This is a genomic window from Modestobacter muralis (assembly GCF_010682105.1).
In the GTDB taxonomy this organism is placed as follows: Bacteria; Actinomycetota; Actinomycetes; order Mycobacteriales; family Geodermatophilaceae; genus Modestobacter; species Modestobacter muralis.
Genome location: NZ_JAAGWH010000036.1, coordinates 40,613 through 56,761 on the forward strand (window position 1 = coordinate 40,613; position 16,149 = coordinate 56,761).

17 protein-coding genes are annotated in these 16,149 nt (G+C 71.4%); 16 read left to right on the forward strand and 1 reads right to left on the reverse strand.

Translation table 11 applies throughout. The annotated features are described in order from the left end of the window. Window positions 1–143: 143 nt before the first annotated feature. The 16 genes from GCU67_RS13280 (at window position 144) to GCU67_RS13355 (ending at window position 14,101) form a co-directional block, all read left to right on the forward strand. Complete coding sequence (locus GCU67_RS13280; protein WP_338104993.1) at window positions 144–701, forward strand: SAF domain-containing protein; 558 nt, start codon at window positions 144–146, stop codon at window positions 699–701. Between the two features lie 4 nt (window positions 702–705). Further along, on the forward strand, window positions 706–1,485 hold the full coding sequence (locus GCU67_RS13285) for a CpaE/TadZ family protein (RefSeq protein ID WP_163611701.1): 780 nt from the start codon (window positions 706–708) through the stop codon (window positions 1,483–1,485). Next, entirely contained in the window at window positions 1,482–2,954 is a 1,473-nt protein-coding gene (locus GCU67_RS13290; RefSeq protein ID WP_163611702.1) for a TadA family conjugal transfer-associated ATPase, read from the forward strand. The genes GCU67_RS13285 and GCU67_RS13290 overlap by 4 nt, the downstream gene beginning before the upstream one ends. Next, window positions 2,951–3,817, forward strand: a complete 867-nt coding sequence (locus GCU67_RS13295) for a type II secretion system F family protein (RefSeq protein ID WP_163611703.1) — start codon at window positions 2,951–2,953, stop codon at window positions 3,815–3,817. The genes GCU67_RS13290 and GCU67_RS13295 overlap by 4 nt, the downstream gene beginning before the upstream one ends. Further along, complete coding sequence (locus GCU67_RS13300; RefSeq protein WP_163611704.1) at window positions 3,814–4,725, forward strand: type II secretion system F family protein; 912 nt, start codon at window positions 3,814–3,816, stop codon at window positions 4,723–4,725. Before GCU67_RS13295 ends, GCU67_RS13300 begins: the two co-directional genes overlap by 4 nt. 23 nt (window positions 4,726–4,748) lie before the next feature. Beyond that, window positions 4,749–4,985 carry a hypothetical protein gene (locus GCU67_RS13305; protein WP_163611705.1) on the forward strand — a complete coding sequence of 79 codons (237 nt, stop codon included), beginning with the start codon at window positions 4,749–4,751 and terminating at the stop codon, window positions 4,983–4,985. 17 nt (window positions 4,986–5,002) lie between these two features. Next, window positions 5,003–5,470 (forward strand): TadE family protein, encoded by a 468-nt coding sequence (locus GCU67_RS13310; RefSeq protein WP_246215094.1) that lies wholly within the window; start codon window positions 5,003–5,005, stop codon window positions 5,468–5,470. Next, entirely contained in the window at window positions 5,467–5,931 is a 465-nt protein-coding gene (locus tag GCU67_RS13315; RefSeq protein ID WP_163611706.1) for a TadE/TadG family type IV pilus assembly protein, read from the forward strand. Before GCU67_RS13310 ends, GCU67_RS13315 begins: the two co-directional genes overlap by 4 nt. A 50-nt stretch (window positions 5,932–5,981) precedes the next feature. Beyond that, complete coding sequence (locus GCU67_RS13320) at window positions 5,982–6,356, forward strand: hypothetical protein (protein ID WP_338104995.1); 375 nt, start codon at window positions 5,982–5,984, stop codon at window positions 6,354–6,356. Then, complete coding sequence (locus tag GCU67_RS13325) at window positions 6,353–9,625, forward strand: LysM peptidoglycan-binding domain-containing protein (RefSeq protein ID WP_163611708.1); 3,273 nt, start codon at window positions 6,353–6,355, stop codon at window positions 9,623–9,625. Before GCU67_RS13320 ends, GCU67_RS13325 begins: the two co-directional genes overlap by 4 nt. A 187-nt stretch (window positions 9,626–9,812) precedes the next feature. After that, a complete protein-coding gene (locus GCU67_RS13330) occupies window positions 9,813–10,088 on the forward strand; it encodes a metal-sensitive transcriptional regulator (RefSeq protein WP_211661338.1) in 276 nt (91 codons plus the stop codon). Between the two features lie 37 nt (window positions 10,089–10,125). Beyond that, window positions 10,126–10,428: a rhodanese-like domain-containing protein gene (locus GCU67_RS13335; protein ID WP_163611709.1), complete on the forward strand. Its 303-nt coding sequence runs from the start codon at window positions 10,126–10,128 to the stop codon at window positions 10,426–10,428. Between the two features lie 70 nt (window positions 10,429–10,498). Next, window positions 10,499–11,875 (forward strand): MBL fold metallo-hydrolase, encoded by a 1,377-nt coding sequence (locus tag GCU67_RS13340; RefSeq protein WP_163611710.1) that lies wholly within the window; start codon window positions 10,499–10,501, stop codon window positions 11,873–11,875. A 262-nt stretch (window positions 11,876–12,137) separates the two neighbouring features. Then, entirely contained in the window at window positions 12,138–12,767 is a 630-nt protein-coding gene (locus tag GCU67_RS13345; protein WP_163611711.1) for a rhodanese-like domain-containing protein, read from the forward strand. Beyond that, the gene (locus tag GCU67_RS13350; protein ID WP_338104996.1) at window positions 12,764–13,543 is read left to right on the forward strand and encodes a sulfite exporter TauE/SafE family protein; all 780 of its coding nucleotides are present in this window, start codon (window positions 12,764–12,766) and stop codon (window positions 13,541–13,543) included. The genes GCU67_RS13345 and GCU67_RS13350 overlap by 4 nt, the downstream gene beginning before the upstream one ends. Window positions 13,544–13,594: 51 nt before the next feature. Continuing rightward, on the forward strand, window positions 13,595–14,101 hold the full coding sequence (locus GCU67_RS13355; RefSeq protein WP_211661339.1) for a rhodanese-like domain-containing protein: 507 nt from the start codon (window positions 13,595–13,597) through the stop codon (window positions 14,099–14,101). An 824-nt stretch (window positions 14,102–14,925) separates the two neighbouring features. Here GCU67_RS13355 and GCU67_RS13360 read toward each other — a convergent pair. Beyond that, window positions 14,926–16,131, reverse strand: a complete 1,206-nt coding sequence (locus tag GCU67_RS13360; RefSeq protein ID WP_163611712.1) for an NAD(P)/FAD-dependent oxidoreductase — start codon at window positions 16,129–16,131, stop codon at window positions 14,926–14,928. Between the last annotated feature and the right edge of the window lie 18 nt (window positions 16,132–16,149).

Here is a 16,149-nt window from a genome sequence, read left to right on the forward strand (position 1 = left end):
GAGGCGAGGCATCGGCGGGGCCGGTAGCAGAACAGCTGGCTCCGGTGCCGGATGCAGCCCCACCATCGACAGCACCACCACTGAGGAGTGCTGCGGCGAGACGACGCGTCAGCCACAAGTCCCTGGTCCTCAGTGTTCTGGTCGTGCTGCTCGGCGGCCTCGTCGCCTTCGCCGCCGGCCAGATGCTGACCGCACACACCGAGGTGCTCGCGGTCGCCCAGGACGTGGCGGTGGGCTCGACGATCACCGCCGATGACTTGACGGTCGCCAGCGTTCCGTCCGACCCGCATCTATCGCCGATCCCGGCAACGGAGCAGGCGCGGGTCATCGGGATGGTCGCCCAGGTTCCGCTCGTCCGAGGCGGTCTGCTCACGCGTGCTCAGGTCGGCGCGGACAGCGGCCTGGCGGCGGGGGAGCTGTTGGTGGCGCTGCCGTTGAAGGAGGGGCAGTTCCCGGCTCGTGGGCTGACCACCGGCCAGCGGGTCCTGATCGTTCCGACTCCGGGCAGCGGCGGAAGCAGCGCCGGTGGGGGAGTCACCCCGCCGTCGACCGAGGCAACGGTCGCCGAGGTGGGGACGGCCAACCCGACCACGCAGGTGACGGTGGTCGATGTGCGACTCCGCGAGGATGACGGCCCGACGGTCGCCCAGCTCGCCTCGACCGGGAACCTTGCGCTGATCCTGCTGCCGGCGGGGAGCTGATCCGGTGCTCACCGTCCTGGCCTCGGGCAAGGCTGCGCCCGGCGTGACCACGTCCACCTGGGCGCTGGCCCTCTCCTGGCCCCGGCCGCTGCTCGTCGCCGACTGCGACCTGGCCGGCGGGGACATGGCGCCCGGCATGCTGGCCGGTCGGGTCGGCGTCGACCGCGGGTTGCTGTCCTGGTCTGCTGCGGCCCGCCACGACCTGCCGGTGGCAGCAGCCGCGACGCTGCTCGCCGAGCACGCGGTCCAGGTGCCGGAGCAACCGCAGTTGTCGCTGATCCCGGGCTTCGCGACGACTACGCAGGGCAGCTCGTTCACCAACCGCGCGTGGGAGCGGCTCGCGGCAGCTCTGGGTCGATCCGCGGCCTCCACGGGCAGGGACGCCATGGTGGACGCCGGGCGTCTGGTGACCGACCGAGGGTGCTGGCCGGTGCTGCGCGCTGCGGACCAGGTCCTGCTGACGGTGCGGCCCAGCGTGCGATCGGTGCACGCGGCGCAGGACGCCGTCCAACGACTGCGTCAGGAACTCGGCGACCTTGCGACGGTGTCCGCACTGGTGGTGGGCACCGGCCCTTACTCTGCGGGCGAGGTGGCCAAGGCGCTGGGCCTGCCCCTCGTTGGCGTCCTGCCGGAGGACCGAGCAGCAGCAGTGCTCTCCGACGGTGCCCGATTGAGCTACAAGGCGATGCAGCGCTCTGCGCTGATGCGCGCGGCGACGTCCCTCGCCGGCAGATTGGCTGCCTCCACCGAGCGCTCCGCCCACTCCGCGGTGGTGGCCGGATGACCGCCGACCTCCGGGCCCCGTCGTCACCGACGGCGGGAGCCTGGGCAGCAGGCCAGGCGCGCACGGCCGCAGCGCCCGCGGAAGGTGCACAGCTCACCGACGCCGAGTACCGCGTCGTGGCCGAGCTGCGCGACCGGGTGTCGACGCGGTTGACGGTGGAGGACCGGAACTACGCGCCCGGTCCGCGTCGAGAGCTGACCAGGAAGCTGATCGGCGACGAGTACGAGCAGTGGCTGCTGCACGAGGCGAACCGCGGCCGGGCGGCTCCGGCCGTGACCACCGAGGACACGATCTTCGCCGCCGTCCTGGCCGAGCTCGATGGCTTGGGGCGGTTGGCACCGCTGCTGGCCCGCAGCGACGTGGAGGACATCCACTTCGAGGGCTGCGACACGACGGTGCTGCGCACGGTGGACGGTCGGCTGGTGCCTGGGCCGCCGATCGCCTCCAGCGACGAGGAGCTCGAACAGCTGCTGCGGTCGATCGGGTCACGCTCGGACGGCGGGCAGACCAGCCGGGAGTTCTCCTCGGCCAGCCCCATCCTCAACGTGCGGCTTCAGGGCGTCACCGAGCTGGGCGCCCGGCTTCAGGCGGCGATGGACGTGCTGCCCCGGCCGGCCGGGGTGATCCGCGTGCACCGCTTCGGAGATCCGGACCTGGACGACCTCCACCGGATGAACATGGTCGACTCCCCGCTCCGCGCCTTCCTGCGCGCGGCGATCGAGGCCGGCGTCTCCCCGCTGGTGACCGGCGCGCCGGGCGTCGGGAAGACCACTCTGCTGCGGGCCCTGGGCAACGCCATCCCCTGGAACAACGTCGTCATCACCGTGGAGGACGAGCGCGAGCTCGGCCTGCACCTGCCACGGTGGGACCCGGTCCAGCAGCAGCTGGTCAAGCGGCACGCGGTGTGCCGACCGTTCGAGTCGCGGCTGCCCAACGCCGAGGGACGCGGTGGCTTCGACATGGGCGACGCGCTGCACCTGGCACTGCGGGCGTCGCCGACCTGGGTGCTGGTCGGTGAGGTCCGCGGGGCCTACGTGACGTCTCTGCTGGAGGCCGCGACCAGCGGCATCGCCTCGGTCATGTGCACGATCCACTCGCCCTCGGCCGAGGGCGTCTTCGACAAGGTGCTCATCAACGCGCTGAAGGCGCACCCAACCCCGTCGTCGGAGCTGGTGCTGCGATCGCTCGCCGCTCTCGGGCTCGTCGTCCACGTCGAGCGCGATCGCAGCTACGCGCGATTCGTGTCCGGCATCTACGAGCTCGGAGCGATCGGCGACTCCGGCCGCCCGGACCTCCGGCCCATCTTCGCGCCGCGGAACGGTGATGGGCGAGCGCAGGCCACCGGACCGGGGATGCTCAGCGAAGCCCTGGCCGAGCGGCTGACCGCCGCGGGCTTCGACCTCAACTGGCTGCACCCCGACGCTTCGGACTGGCCGTCCGACCCTGGCACCCGGGAGACGGCGTCGTGACGGCCGGGGTCCTGCTGCTGACCCTCGCCGGGTTGCTCGTCTCAGCCGGCTTGGTCGCCGGCGTCGCGGCGGCCCGAGGTGTCAGCTTCCTTCCGGCTGGCACACCATCATCCCGGCTGCGTCACCGGTGGCAGGCCACCCCACTGCACCTCGGTGCGCTGGCCACCGGAGTGCTGGTCCTGCTGATCACCGGCTGGCCTGTGGCCGCCCTCGCCGCGGTCGGTGGCGTGGTGTTCATCCCCAAGGTGCTCGGCGGGGGCAGGGCGGCCAAGCAGCTGATCGCCACTTCGGAGGCGCTGGCGGACTGGACGCGGCGGCTGGCCGACCTGATCAGCTCCGGGGCGGCCGGATCGACCCGGGAGGCACTGCGCCGCTCGCTGACCTCCGCGCCGGCACCGATCGCCCCGGCGGTGAGCAACCTGGTGACCCGGATGGGACCGCAGGGTGTGGAGTCGGCGCTGCGGCAGTTCGCCGATGAGGTCGGCGATCCCGCCGCCGACAAGATCGCCATGGTCCTCATCCTGCGAGAGCGCAACGGCGGTCCGGGGCTCGCTGAGGTGCTCACCGCGCTGGCCGCGGACCTGGACGAGCGTTCGCGGATGGTGCGGGAGGTGGAGGCCGAACGGGCCAAGCCGCGGGCCAACATGCGCACGATCGTCGTGACCACGCTGATCCTGGTGGTCGGGATGACGCTGTTCGCCCGGACGTTCCTGTCGGGGTACTCGACCGTCCTCGGACAGCTGGCACTGCTGCTGGACGTCGTCGTCTTCGGGACAGCGTTGCGGTGGATGCGGCGCTTGTCCGACCCGCCGTCGCGTCCGCGAGTGCTCGTCGACCCCGGCCTGGCCACGGTAGCCCGGTGACCGGCCTGCAGACGGCCACCCTGGCCGGCATGCTGGTGGGGCTCGGTCTCGTCCTAGCGGTCCGGGCGTTGCGGCCCGCGCCCCCGTCGCTGCCCGCAGCACTCGACCTGCTCGCGGCCAGCCCGGCTGCTCGCGCTGCGCCCACTTCAGCAGGACCGCCGTTGGGCGGGACGGCGGGTTGGTGGGAGATCCTGCCGAGCTCGCTGATCCGCGCGCTCGAAGAGCACCTCGGCGTCCCGGATGCGGACCTGAACATCATCGGGCGGACACGCACCCAGCTCGCCGTGCGCAAGCTGACCCTGGCTCTGGCCGGTCTCTTCGCCCCGGCCCTGCTCGGTCTGCTCCTCGTGTTCCTCCGGGTGCCCGTGCCGTTCGTGTTCCCCGGCGCCATCGGACTGGCGCTCGCCGCGGTCGGGTGGCTGCTGCCCTCGGCCGAAGCGCGGGAAGCAGCGAGGCACGCGCGGGCCGAGTTCCGCAGCAATCTCGAGTCCTTCCTGACCCTCGTGGCGGGTGAACGCCGGGCGCGCGGATCAGTGGAGCAGGCGCTCGAGGAGGCCGCGGAGGTGTCGGGCAGTGAGCCCTTCCTCCGCATGCACCGCGCGATCCGGCGGGCCGCGCTGTCCGGCCGCAAGCCGTGGACCGACCTGCGCGACCTCGGCGACGAACTCGACGTCGCCGAGCTGCGCAGTCTCGCGGACATCGCCGCGGTGGCAGCTGACGGCGCGTCGGTCTACAACACCCTGCTGGCCAGCGCCCGGACCCTGCGGCACACCGAGCTGTCCGACGCGCGCAGCGAGGCAAACGAGATCAGTGAGCGGATGTCGCGCCCGCTGGCTCTGCTGGTCACCGGCCTGACCCTGTTCGTCCTCGTTCCATTCCTGCTCCGCATGTTCTCGGTCGCCCCGTGATCGCCCCGTCCCATGGAGGTCCCATGTCCCCGTCCAACGCCCGTCGCCACGCGCCCCGTCGCATGCTGGCTGTGCAGGCCACGTTGTCCGTGCTGGCTCTCGCCGCTGTCAGCTGGCTCCGCGGTGAAGAGGTCGTCGATGACCGAGGCTCCGACTCCTCGGAGAAGGCGTTCATGGTGATCCTGGCCATCGCGCTGGGCGGTGCGGTCACCGCGGCAGCGGTGACCTTCGTGGCCAGCAAGACGGCTCTCTTCCAGTAGCGGGGACCGTTCGGCCCATGTCTGTGCCACGCGTCCACAACCGGGCGGCCGCGCCGTCGTCTGGTCTGGTGATGCGCCCAGACGCAGTCGAATCCTGCGACGACGGCGAGCGCGGCTCGTCCAGCGTCGAGTTCGCGATCTTGTTCCCGATCATCGTCGTACTGCTGCTCGCCGGTCCCCAGCTCACCATGTGGTACTTCGCTCGCGAGGCCGCCGAAGCCGCAGCCCAGGCGGGAGCGCGGGCCGCCAGCGTCAGCGAGGCGACCCAGGGAGCGGGGCAGCAGGCGGCAGACACGTACCTGGCGCGGCTCGGCACCGGGACCATCACCAGCTACGCGGTGAGCGAGGAGGCCACAGCCACCTCCGTCTCGGTGCACATCGTGGCGGAGGTCCCCAACGTGATCCCGCTCCCCGGCTTCAGTCCGACCGTGGACGTCACGGTGGTGCGTGGCAAGGAACGCTTCACCACACCGGACTCGCCATGAGCCGCCGCGCTCTGCCACCGCGCTGTCGGTCCGGCCAGCGAGCCAGGGATGACCGCGGCTCCGAATCGGTGGAACTTGCCATCCTGCTACCAGTCGCGATCCTGGTCCTGGCCATGCTCGTGGTCGGAGCCCGGATCGCGCTGGCCGGGGACCGCATCAGCGGCGTTGCCGGGATAGCCGCGCGAGAGGCCTCGCTGGCCCGCTCCAGCGCTGCCGCCCAGCAGCTCGCGACCGCAAGCGCCACCGAGGCACTGTCCAGTCGTGACCTGCACTGCGCCGACGTCCAGGTGACGGTCGACGCGGCCGGGTTCGCGAGTGCTCCAGGCACCGCCGCATCGGTCACCGTCGTGGTGACGTGCACTGTCGACCTGTCCGACATCGGCGCCCCCGGGTTCCCGGGCTCGCGGACTCTGCGCGACACCGCCGTCAGTCCGCTCGACCCCGCTCGGGACCTGTCGTGAACGGGCGGCGGTGCCGCCAAGCCCTCCTCAGCGAGGACGACCGTGGATCGGTGGCCGTGCTGTTCTGCTTCATCGTCCTCATCGCCGGCATCCTGGTGACTGCGCTCGTCGACGCCGGAACCGCGATCCAAGCCGCCAATCGTGCCGACACGTACTCGGCCGAGGCCGCACGGGCAGCCAGCATCGCGGTCGGCCCGGTGCCCACCGGCGGCGCCGCGGACATCCAGCTGGCGACGAGCGCCGCCAATTCGTACCTGGCGGAAGCAGGAGCCACTGGCTCGGTCAACGTGCTGGGCCCAGGACTCATCCAGGTCAGCGTGACCGTGACGGCCTCCACCCCATTGCTCGGGGTCCAGGTCAGCCAGACCCGCGCGCACACCGCGCAGCTGCAGGTCGGCGTCACCCACGGAGAGGGCGTGTCGTGACCACCTCCGCCGTCCGGCTGCTCAAGGCCGTAGGCGCGCTCATCCTCCTCGTCCTCGTCATCGTCATCGTGCCGGTGCTGCTCACGGCCCTGCACCTCGTTCCGCACGAACTGCCCTCGCTGGAGCAGGTCGGCGATGTGCTGACCTCTCCGGACGACGGACAGTTGCTGCAGGTGGTCCTCGGCGCGGGCGCCTGGGTCTGCTGGGCGCTGTTCACCGCTTCGACGGTGGCGGAGGTCGTGGCGCTCACCCGGGCTCGCCCTGTAGCGGCGTTGCCCGGACTGCGCGTCTTCCATCAGCCGGTGGCCGCGTTGGTGGCGGCGGTCGTCGTCGGCTTGACGGTCGCTCCGACGACTGTCGGCGCATCGTCCGAGGGCGCGACCGTCCGACCTCCACTGCCGGCCGCGGCCGTCTTCGACGCAGTACCGGCATTGGCAGGGCCGACCGTCAGCGCGCCAGCCATCCACCCCGTGTCCGACATCTCGGCGCACGAGGAGCTTCCGCCCACCCCGTTGACGACGTACGAGGTGCGCCGGCGAGACACGTTGTGGGCGTTGGCCGAGCGCTACCTCGGGGACCCGCTGCGCTATCCGGAGATCGTCCAGCTGAACCCTGCCAACGTCGGCCCGGACAACAAGATCGCCCCGGGCACGGTGCTGGTTCTGCCCCCGGACGCTTCCGGGGTGGCACCTGCTGATGCCGGTGTTGTCACTCCGGCGCCGACCGTGACCGAGGAGATCACTGTCGAGTCGGGGGACACCTTGTGGGGCATCTCGGAAGACGTCACCGGTGACGGGCAGAACTGGCGCACGGCGTGGGAGGCGAATAGGGGGAGGACTGAACCTGCCGGAGAGGTCTTCAGCGACCCCGACCTGATCCAGCCGGGATGGACGCTGAGCATTCCTGGAGCGAAGGGTGAAACCACGGCCGAGGCCCCGGCCCCTCAACCGACGCCGCCCGAGCCCGCCCCTGTGCCCCAGCCTGCTCCGACACCCCAGCCCACCCCGGCGCCGGCTGGATCCGCGGGACCGGGTACGGCCAGCCCGCAGACGTCCGAGCCGACGGCGCCACGCGTTGATCCGTCACCGGCTCCGGCTGAAGCACCGGGTGACGCCGACTCGGTTCTCCCGGCCACCGCGTTCGCAGGCGGAGGTGTGCTGCTGGCCGGGGTCTCACTCATGGCCCTGCTGCGCTACCGACGACGCCAGTTCCGGCACCGGCGCCCCGGCCGGTTGATCAGCAGCACGCCACCCGAGCTCCTGCACGTCGAGCGAGCACTGCAGTCGGCGGGCAGTGCGGACGTCACCTGGCTGGACCATGCGCTGCGGAGCCTGGCCCAGGAGCTGGCATCGGTGGACGGCGGTCGGCTGCCCGACGTCGTCGCGGTGTGCATGACCGACGACGTGCTGACCCTCGTGCTCACCAGCCCGGCACCGAGGGCGCCAGAACCCTGGACCGTCGACGCGGCGGGCACCCGCTGGTCGATCCGACGGGGTGACCCGCTGAGGTACGACGAGCGTCTGCGCACCCACTACTTCGCGCCGTTCCCCACGCTGGCTTCGGTGGGTATCACCGCTGAGGGCGAGCACTGGCTGCTCGACCTGGAACGGGTTGTGAGCGCCTCGTTGACCGGCGACGCCGATCGCGTTCTGGACTTCCTCCGGTTCCTGGCCGCCGAGCTCGCGCACAACACCTGGTCGGAGATGTTGCGGGTCACGGCGGTCGGCTTCGGCGCGGAGCTGGCCGAGATCAACCCCGACCGGTTCACGTACACCCAGGACATCGACAAGCCGGTCGCGGCACTCGCCCGCCGCCTGGAGTCGGCGACCGAAGCCATGCGGGTCGCCGAGACCGATGTGCTGACCGGGCGCCTGCACGACATCGCGGCCGACGCCTGGGCACCGCACGTACTGCTCATCGGTCCTCACCTGCCCAGGGGTGACCCTGCGCTGGAGGAGCTGTTGACCGCGCTGGACCGGCACCCGTTGCGCAGCGGGGTGGCCGTCGTACTGGCTGGTGGTGGCGACCGGACGGCCGGCGTCCGATGGGAGCTGACGATCGACGACGCGGGGCTGCTGCGCGTCCCCGCACTCGGGCTCGAGCTGCGCGCTCAACAGCTGCCGGCGGAGGAAGCCGCCCCGTTGGCCCAGATGCTCGCGATGGCTGCCGTCACCGAGGACCGCCCTGTCCCACCGGCCCATGGGGAGCAGGCCTGGGAGCGGGATGCGGATGGCTGTGGTGGCCTCCAGGTCGAGGCGAGGAACGACGAGCCGTGGCCTCGCCTGGCCGATCCGTTGACGGGGACGATCGACTCAGTCCTGCCACTGCCCGAGCAGACCTACGTGGACATCGCCGCGACGACCCAGCGCGACGTGCGAGCTCTGGCGCCAGTCACCGACGACACTGTCCGCAACCGGGTCGAGAGAGCCGACCCCGGACTCGACCGCGACCTCGCGGACTGGGACGATCCATCGTCACCGCGGCCGAAGCTGACGCTGCTCGGCCCGGTCCAGGTGTGCGCCCAGGGTTCGCTGCCTGAGCGCAACCCGCGCCGGCAGTTCTACACGGAGGTCGTCGCCTACCTGGCGACCCGGCCCGGTGGTGTGACCAGCGAGCGGTACGCCACCGCGATCTGGCCCGACGAGCCGGACGTGGTCGGCAAGACGAAGGTGCGCCAGTCGATCTCAGTCGTCCGTGCGTGGCTCGGCGCTGACCCGGTGACGGGAGCCGACTACCTGCCCTCCGGACTGACCGCCGCGGCAGCTGGGCGGTACCGCATCGACGGCATCCTGATCGATGCCGATCTCTTTCGCCGGCTGCGGGTGCGCGGTCAGGCCCGTGGATCGGCGGGCGTCGCGGACCTGCGCGCTGCTCTCGGCCTGGTCACCGGTCGCCCCTTCGACCTCCCCTCGCTGCGCCAGGGGGCGGCAGGTGGCTACAGCTGGTTGGTCGAGGAGAACGCCCGGCTGGACCACGAGTACGCCGCGATGATCGTCGATGTCGCGCACACCGTTGCCACGCACCACCTGGCCGCTGGCGAGCCGGAACTCGCTGCCGCCGCTGCACAGGTCGCGCTGCAGGCCGGGAGCTTCGAGGACGCACCCCTGCTGGACCTGGTCGCCGCTTGCGACGCACAGGGCGACCGAGCGGAGGCCGACGCCTACGTCGCCCGGATTCTGGCCAATCACGACGCAGAGGTCGAAGAAGACCTGCCACCCAGGACAGCCGACATCTTGTTTCGACGACAGCGGGCCAATCCCACTGGTTGACCGGCTCTTGGGGCGGCCGTTGTTGTCGGCACGGCATCGACGCGGCCCCAGCGCCTGTCCGACCTCGAGGCTCGGGGACAGTGGGGAAGTAGGCCCGCGCTCGCCCCTAGCGGCTTCACTCGGGTCAATGTCGAGTCCTTGAGGGCGTCTGCACCCCGTCTTGCCGATACCCCCGGGGGTATGTAGGATGAAGCGCGTGGACATCCCCCAGGGCGAGCTCGCCGACGTCGTGAAGCGCCTCAACCGCATCCAGGGCCAGATCGGCGGCATCGTCCGGATGATCGAGGACGGCCGCGACTGTGCGGCCGTGGTCACCCAGCTGGCGGCCGCATCCAAGGCGCTCAACAAAGCCAGCTTCGCCGTGGTCAGCACCGGGATGCGCTATTGCTCGATCAACTCCGAGGAAGAGACGCGGGAGGTCGACCTCCGCGAGCTCGAGCGCCTGCTGCTCTCTCTCGCCTGATGCGCGAACCCTGCTCGACGAACCGAAGGAGAGCACCATGACTTCCATCTCCCAGCTGACGCCGACCCAGGTCGCTGCCGAGACCTCCGCCCGTGTACTCGACGTGCGCGAGCCCGACGAGGTCGCCACCGGCGCCATCGCCGGCAGCGTCAACATCCCCCTCGGCGAGCTGGCCGCCCGCCAGGACGAGCTGGACCCCGCAACCCCGGTCATCACCGTGTGCCAGGGCGGGGGCCGTAGCCAGAAGGCCGCCGAGGCCCTGTCCGCTGCCGGCTACAGGGTGAGCAACCTCGACGGCGGCATGAACGCCTGGATCCAGGACGGCAAGCCGGTCGCCTGATCGACCAGGTCGCGACCGTTCCTTCCTGACATCGACATACCCCTACCGGGTAGGGCATGAGGAGAGCACCATGCAGATCGACATCATCGAGACCACCAGCCTGGGCGACCGCAGCTATCTGGTCAGCGACGCCGGCGTGGGTGTGGTCGTGGACCCTCAGCGCGACATCGACCGAGTCCAGGCGCTGGCAGCCGAGCGCGGCGTGGCCATCAGCCACGTTGTCGAGACCCACGTGCACAACGACTACGTCACCGGCGGCCTTGAGTTGGCCCGGGTGACGGGCGCTGCCTACGTCGTCCCCGCCGGGGACACCGTGTCCTACGACCGAGTGCCGGCCTCCGATGGCGACGTGATGGTCGCCGGCCCGATGCGCCTGCAGGTCCTGCACACCCCCGGGCACACCCACCACCACGTCTCCTACGTGCTTGCCGACGCCGAGGGCACGGTGCAGGCGGTCTTCACCGGCGGATCCATGCTCTACGGCGCGACCGGACGTACTGATCTGCTGGGCGCTGAGCACACCGACACCCTCACCCACGCCCAGTTCCACTCGGTGCGGCGCCTGGCTGAGGAGCTGCCGGCTGGCACCGCGGTGTTCCCCAGCCACGGCTTCGGCAGCTTCTGCGCCGCCACCCCGACGAGCGGGACGGCATCCACGGTGGGGGAGCAGGCGAAGGTCAACCCGGCCCTCACTCAGGACGAGCAGTCCTTCGTCGACCAGCTCATCGCCGGCCTCGGTGCCTACCCGGCCTACTACGCCCACATGGGGCCGATCAACGCCGCCGGCCCGGACCCGGTGGACCTGTCCGCCCCGCGCGCGGTAGACGCCGCCGAGCTGGCCAGTCGCCTGGAGGCCGGGGAGTGGGTGGTCGACCTGCGGGCGCGGACCGCGTTCGCCGCCGGTCACCTGCCCGGGGCGCTGAACTTCGAGCTGAGCAACAACTTCCTCACCTACCTGGGCTGGCTCTATGACTGGGAGGCTCCGCTGACGCTCATCGGGGAGACCGAGCAGCAGGTCGCCGACGCCCGCCGCGAGCTGGTCCGCATCGGCGTGGACCGCCTCGCCGGAGCCGCGGTGGGCAGCCCCGAGGAGCTGGCTGCCGGCCGGGAGCTGGGCTCCTACCCGGTGTCGGACTTCGCCGGCCTGGCCGCTCAGCTCGACGATCACGGCGACAGCGTCGTCCTGGACGCCCGCCGCGACGACGAGCGCGCCACCGGCGGAGTGCGGGGCTCGATCCACATCCCGATCCACGAGCTGTCCGGGCGCATCGACGAGGTCCCGGCCGGTGAGGTGTGGGTCTACTGCGGCTCGGGGTACCGCGCCTCGATCGCGGCATCGATCCTGGCCCGCGCCGGCCGGCGCCCGGTGCTGGTCGACGGCGGATACGGCGACCCCGACACCGGGTCGGCTGCCGTCGGCCTGCACACCGAGTCCGTCGCAGTCTGAGGCGCGTCCTGCGATGTGCCGAGCCGTTGCCTGCCGGACCTGCGGCCTGACCACCTGGTCGGGCTGCGGCCAACACGTCGACCGCGTCCTCGCCGGAGTCCCCTCCGCCCAGCGGTGCCCCGGTCACGACTCCACACCCCCCTCCACCGGCGGCGGTCGGCTACGCCGACTGCTCCGCCGGCCCTGAACTCCCGGTCGCCACCGGCGCCCCCCACCTGGTGGCGACCGGGCTCTTCCTCAACCCAGAAAGCGGATCCACCTGATGACCACTCCTGTCCTCATCGCCCCCGACGCCGTGGCCGCTCGGCTCGAAGACCCGGCCGCCCCCACGCTGATCGACGTCCGCACGCCTGCGGAGTACGAGACCGCTCACGTGCCCGGTTCGGTCAACATCCCGCTGCCTCTGGTGCAGGAGCACGCCCAGACCCTCGCCGCTGCCCTCGACGGGCCAGTCGTGCTGGTCTGCCAGGCCGGCGGCCGCGCCCGCACCGCTCACGACGCCCTCGCCTCCGCGGGAGCCGAGCAGCTGGCCGTGCTCGAGGGCGGCATGAACGCCCACACCGCCGGCGGGCACCCCGTCCGCCGCGGCCGCCAGCGCTGGGCACTGGAGCGCCAGGTCCGACTGGTCGCCGGCGGCCTCGTCGCGGCCAGCGTGCTGGCCTCCATCCGCTTCCCGAAGGCCCGCTTCCTGGCCGGCGGCATCGGCACCGGTCTGACTGTGGCCGCGGTGACCGACACCTGCGCCATGGGCGCAGCGTTGTCGGCCCTGCCCTACAACCGCGGCGGCAAGCCGGTCCAGCTCGACGACGTGGTGGCCGTGCTGCGTTCAGCCACCACCGACTCGGCCGGCCCCGCCACGCACACCACCGGTAGGAACGCCGCCACCTCGTGATCGCGGCAGCGATCGGCCTCGGCCTGGTCATCGGCGCCCTCGTCGGGCTCCTGGGCGGCGGCGGGTCGATCCTGGCCGTGCCCGCCCTGGTCTACGTCGTCGGTCAGCCGCTGCCCCAGGCCGTGGCCACGTCGCTGCTGGTCGTCGGGATCACCGCCGTCGTCGCGCTGCTGCCCCGGTTGCGCGCCCGCCAGATCGCCTGGCGGATCGCACTGCTCTTCGGCGCAGCCGGGGCAGCGACGGCCTTCACGGGGGCCGCAGTCAACCGGCTGCTGCCCGAGGACGCCGTGATGGCGCTCTTCGCCGTGCTGATGGTCGCAGCCGGGCTGCGGATGCTGCAGGACAAACCCATTACCGGTGCTGCCTGCGCCACCGACCAGGGCACTGTGAACTGGCGCCGCTGCCTGCCCCGCACCCTCGCCGGAGGGCTCGTCGTCGGTTTCCTCACCGGACTTCTCGGCGTCGGCGGCGGGTTCCTCATCATCCCCGTGCTGGTGATCGTGCTCGGCCTGCCCATGACCACCGCCATCGGCACCTCGCTCGTCATCGTGGCCGTCAACTCCGCCGCCGGCTTCGCCGCCCACGCCAGCGACGCCGTCATCGACGTTCCCGTCGCGGCCGGTTTCACCGGAGCCGCGGTGGTCGCTGCGCTGATCGCGGCACGACTCGGAGCTCGCCTGGACACAGGCCGACTCAAGCGCTGGTTCGCCGGGCTCGTGTTCGCCGTCGCTTCACTCGTGGTCGTCCAGGTCGGTGTCAGCGTTGCTTCCAGCTGACGGAACCACCCCCAGTTTGGCGGCGCGCTGAAGTCCCGGGAGTGTGGACCAGTGCCAGCGCCACGAAAGACCCTCAGGAGCCTCACCATCGCCACCACAACGAACCCCACGCCGGCAGCGGGACGGCGCTTCACCGCGACGACCGCGCTGTTGCTCACCTCCGCCGTCCTGCTGCTTGGCTGCTCGAGCACGAGCGGGGACCCGGCGGCGGCCACGAGCACCACGATGAGCGTCAGCTCGGCAGTCACCCTCGTCGACCCGGCCCAGGCGTTGGCCCTGGCAGCTCAGCAGGGGACCACTGTCATCGACGTGCGCACGCCCGATGAGTACCAAGCCGGCCACCTCGCGGGGGCCGTCAACATCGACGTCAGCGCGGAGACCTTCGCCGACCAGGTGAGCGCGCTCGACCCAGCCGCCTCCTACGTCGTCTACTGCCGCAGCGGGGCCCGCTCCGCCGCTGCCGCAGCTCAGATGGCCGACCTCGGCTTCACCGACATCGCCGATGCTGGCGCACTCGTCGATCTCACCGACGCTGGCGGCGCTACCGAGACCAGCTGACGCCGCTCGCACGGGCGCAGGCGCCCGCAGGCCGGCTGCGGACCGACCTGCGGATCAAGACGCCTCCTCGCGGACGTCCGTCTTCCGTCGCCCAGAGTGGCGCCGAGAGCTCGCTACCTCGCCTGATCGCGGATGGCCTTTGCAGCGTTACCTCGCACGGGAGCCTCGCGACGCTGCGGCAGGTTGTCGGTGGGCAGGGCCTGTGGGCAGCGACATGTGGCGGTGTCAGGGATGTCACCGTTGCCTGCGGGCAGCTGATGTGTTTATCTCGACCGGTGAAGTGTGGATTGACTGCGGGGGTCACGCCGTTCTGCGTGTGCCTGTTTGCCGTCCTCCCGCTCGCCGTCGATGACCGGCTCTGTCCCGGTTGCTGCTCGCTCTGAGCGCCCAGCAACCGCAGCCCGCCATCGACATCGAGGACTCATCGTGCACAACTCTGCTACTTCCACTCTGGCCAGCGACGTGACTTCCTCGTCCGGGGCTGAGACCGTCCCCGAGTCGGGGAGTGAGCCGGCGGTCGCCGGGCGGTCCGATCGGGGCCTGATGAGTCGGCTCGGTCGCTGGGCGAGCGCCGCAACCGCAGGCCATCGGGACTGCGTCCCCTTCTGAGCTCCTCGGCCGTAGGCAGCCGCCGCCGGGCAGCTCATGGCGTGATGCTGGGGGATCGGCCGGCAGGGTGCGCGTGCTGGGCAGCGCCCGGGCGGTGGGGTAGCTCCTGTCGGTGACGCGCCGGAGGAGCCGGCGCGCGGAGGGCGCAGCAGTGGTCGGCGCTGCGCCCTCCGCGGCGATGTCGCGTCGGCGACGGAGTCAGCGCACCCGGCCGCTCATGCCCGGCCGCGCAGCATCAGGTTCCAGTACATGGCCGGCAACCCGTAGCGCTTGAGCAGCCACATGTCCCGCCGTTCCTTGGTGGTGTCGATGACGGGGAAGCTGGGTGCGGGCTGCATCGAGTAGTCGAACTCGGCCAGCAGCATCTTGTTGCGGGCGGTGGTCAGCGGGCAGGAGGCGTATCCGCCGTAGGAGGCGGGCAGCGGCTTGCCGGCCATCTGCGCCTGCAGGTTCGCGGCCACGACGGGGGCCTGCTTGCGGATCGCGGCGCCGGTCTTGGAGTTCGGCGTGGACCCGGCGTCACCGAGGGCGAACACCTCGGGGTAGCGGGTGTGCTGCATCGTGTGCTTGTCCACCTGCACGTACCCGGCGGGGTTGCCCGGGTCGGCGAGCTTGGTGGCCTTGAGCCAGTCCGGTGCCGACTGCGGCGGGACCAGGTGCATGAAGTCGTAGGTGATGGACTCCTTGGTGTCCGCGGCGTTGTCCTTGATCACCGCCTGCCTGCCCTCGGCGTCGACCTCGACGAGCTCGGAGTTGAACCGCACCTCGATGCCGTAGTCGGCGGCGACCCGGGACAGCTCGGCGGCGAACACCGGCACGCCGAACATGCCGGGGGTGGGCAGCACCATGACCACCCGGATGTCGTTCAGTACGCCCTGCTGGCGCCAGTAGTCGGCGGCCAGGTAGGCGATCTTCTGCGGGGCTCCGGCGCACTTGATTGGGCCGGAGGGCATGGTGAAGATCGCGGTGCCGCGGCCCAGGTCGCGGATCTGGGCCCAGGTCCTGGGTGCCAGGCCGTAGGTGTAGTTCGAGGACACCGCGGGGGAGTCCAGGCTCTCGGCCATGCCAGCGACCTTGTCCCAGTCCAGCTGGATGCCGGGGCAGACGACCAGGTGCTCGTAGGTGACCCGCCGTCCCGAGCCCAGGGTGATGGAGCGCTGGTCGGGGTCGATGTGCTCGGCGGCTTCCTTGATCCAGGACACCTTCTTGGGCATGACGCTGGACTGGGGCCGGGCGGACTCGGCGATCGGGGCCCGGCCGCCACCGGCCAGGGTCCACAGCGGCTGGTAGTAGTGGGTGTCGGTGGGGTCGATCAGGCCGACGTCGTCGAGGCCGGCGTGCTGCAGGCGGGCGGCGACGCTGATGCCGGCGCTGCCGCCGCCGACGATGACCACACCGTGGTGGGTGTCTGTGGGGGGCATGTCAGGTGCTCCTTCGGT

Excerpts from the sequence above, each read along its gene's own strand:
- GCU67_RS13290 (WP_163611702.1), top strand. The coding sequence starts at position 1,482 with ATGACCGCCGACCTCCGGGCCCCGTCGTCACCGACGGCGGGAGCCTGG.
- GCU67_RS13305 (WP_163611705.1), top strand. The coding sequence starts at position 4,749 with ATGTCCCCGTCCAACGCCCGTCGCCACGCGCCCCGTCGCATGCTGGCT.
- GCU67_RS13310 (WP_246215094.1), top strand. The coding sequence starts at position 5,003 with ATGTCTGTGCCACGCGTCCACAACCGGGCGGCCGCGCCGTCGTCTGGT.
- GCU67_RS13315 (WP_163611706.1), top strand. The coding sequence starts at position 5,467 with ATGAGCCGCCGCGCTCTGCCACCGCGCTGTCGGTCCGGCCAGCGAGCC.
- GCU67_RS13330 (WP_211661338.1), top strand. The coding sequence starts at position 9,813 with ATGAAGCGCGTGGACATCCCCCAGGGCGAGCTCGCCGACGTCGTGAAG.
- GCU67_RS13335 (WP_163611709.1), top strand. The coding sequence starts at position 10,126 with ATGACTTCCATCTCCCAGCTGACGCCGACCCAGGTCGCTGCCGAGACC.
- GCU67_RS13340 (WP_163611710.1), top strand. The coding sequence starts at position 10,499 with ATGCAGATCGACATCATCGAGACCACCAGCCTGGGCGACCGCAGCTAT.
- GCU67_RS13345 (WP_163611711.1), top strand. The coding sequence starts at position 12,138 with ATGACCACTCCTGTCCTCATCGCCCCCGACGCCGTGGCCGCTCGGCTC.
- GCU67_RS13360 (WP_163611712.1), bottom strand. The coding sequence starts at position 16,131 with ATGCCCCCCACAGACACCCACCACGGTGTGGTCATCGTCGGCGGCGGC.